2 protein-coding genes are annotated in these 1,549 nt (G+C 70.5%); both read left to right on the top strand.

Translation table 11 applies throughout. The features are described 5' to 3' along the window. On the top strand, positions 1-268 hold a 268-nt coding region (locus tag EQG76_RS10215), incomplete at its 5' end, for a phosphatidate cytidylyltransferase (RefSeq protein ID WP_200840711.1). Further along, the gene (locus tag EQG76_RS10210; RefSeq protein WP_159713040.1) at positions 265-1,446 is read left to right on the top strand and encodes a 1-deoxy-D-xylulose-5-phosphate reductoisomerase; all 1,182 of its coding nucleotides are present in this window, start codon (positions 265-267) and stop codon (positions 1,444-1,446) included. The genes EQG76_RS10215 and EQG76_RS10210, both read left to right, overlap by 4 nt. The last annotated feature ends 103 nt before the right edge of the window (positions 1,447-1,549 follow it).

Here is a 1,549-nt window from a genome sequence, read left to right as displayed (position 1 = left end):
GGTGGGCGGCGTGCTGGCCGGCGCACTCGTGGCGCTCGGCACCCATGGCGCGCCCGGGGTCGCCGCTCTGGCCGCCCTGTTCGTGTCGGTGGCGGGTCAGGCGGGCGACCTGTTCGAATCGAGCCTGAAGCGCGTCGCTGGCCTCAAGGACAGCGGCAACCTGATCCCTGGCCACGGCGGCGCATTGGACCGGCTGGATGCTGTGCTGTTCGCCGCCCCGGTGACCGCCCTCTTCGTCCATCTGCTGGGACCGGACGTCCTGACATGACCAGCCTCACGGTCCTGGGGGCTACCGGCTCGATCGGCACGAGCACGCTCGCTCTGGTGGACGAGCATCCCGACCGATTCCGGATCGTGGCGCTCACTGCCCAGAGCCGCGTCGACGAGCTGGCGGAATTGGCGCTGCGCTATCGACCGGAACTCACCGTGATCGGCGACCCTGCCTGCTACGCGGCACTGCAGGAGCGGCTGGCCGGGACCGGCCTGGCCGTTGCCGCCGGGCCAGCGGCACTGGTGGCCGCGGCCGAGCTGCCGGCCGAGCGGGTCGTGGCGGGCATCGTCGGCATCGCGGGCCTGGCACCGAGCCTCGCCGCCGTGCGCCGGGGGGCGACGGTCGCCCTGGCCAACAAGGAATGCCTGGTCGCGGCGGGGCCGCTGTTCAAGGCCGCGGTCAGCCGCCACCGGGCCCGCCTCCTGCCGCTGGATTCCGAGCACAACGCCTTGTTCCAGGCGCTCGCCGGCAGCGAGGGGCGGGACGTGGAGAAGCTGACTATCACCGCGTCCGGCGGCCCGTTCCGCTGCGCGGAGCTGGCCGAGATGCGGGTCGCCACGCCGGAGGCGGCACTCCGCCATCCCAACTGGCGGATGGGGCCCAGGATCACGATCGACAGCGCCACCATGATCAACAAGGGGCTGGAGCTGATCGAGGCGCACCAGCTGTTCGACCTGCCGGACGAGCGGCTGGACGTGCTGGTGCATCCGCAGTCGGTGGTGCACGGCATGGTGCATTACTGCGACGGCTCGGTGCTGGCGCAGCTCGGCTGCTCGGACATGCGCGTGCCGATCTCCTACTGCCTGGGCCATCCTGAGCGGCTAGGTTCGTCGGTGCCGCGTCTGGATCTGGCGGCGCTCGGCAGCCTGACCTTCACGGCGCCCGACCATGTGCGCTTCCCGGCAATCCCGCTAGCCCGCGCCTGCTTGCGGGCGGGCGGGGCCGCACCTACCATTCTCAATGCCGCCGACGAGGTCGCGGTCGCGGCCTTCCTGGACCGACGCATCGGTTTTCTCGACATCGTCGCGGTGATCGAGGAAGTGCTGGCGGAGGACGGGCGGATCGCGCCGGACGACCTCGAATCGGTATTCGCCATCGATCAGGCAGCCCGCCGGGCGGCCTGGCGGAAGGTGGCGGAGCGCTCGCATCGTCCCGTTTCGGAGCTGACACCATGATCGGCACGCTCTTTCAGTACATCGTGCCGTTCCTGATCATCCTGACGGTGGTCGTGTTCGTCCACGAATACGGCCATTTCAGGGTGGCGCGTGCCTGCGGCGT

Source organism: Geminicoccus flavidas, from assembly GCF_009806515.1.
Classification (GTDB): domain Bacteria; phylum Pseudomonadota; class Alphaproteobacteria; order Geminicoccales; family Geminicoccaceae; genus Geminicoccus; species Geminicoccus flavidus.
The sequence above is the reverse complement of the archived record's forward strand: the minus strand, read 5'-3'. Positions and strand labels throughout refer to the sequence as shown.

Excerpts from the sequence above, each read along its gene's own strand:
- EQG76_RS10210 (WP_159713040.1), top strand. The coding sequence starts at position 265 with ATGACCAGCCTCACGGTCCTGGGGGCTACCGGCTCGATCGGCACGAGC.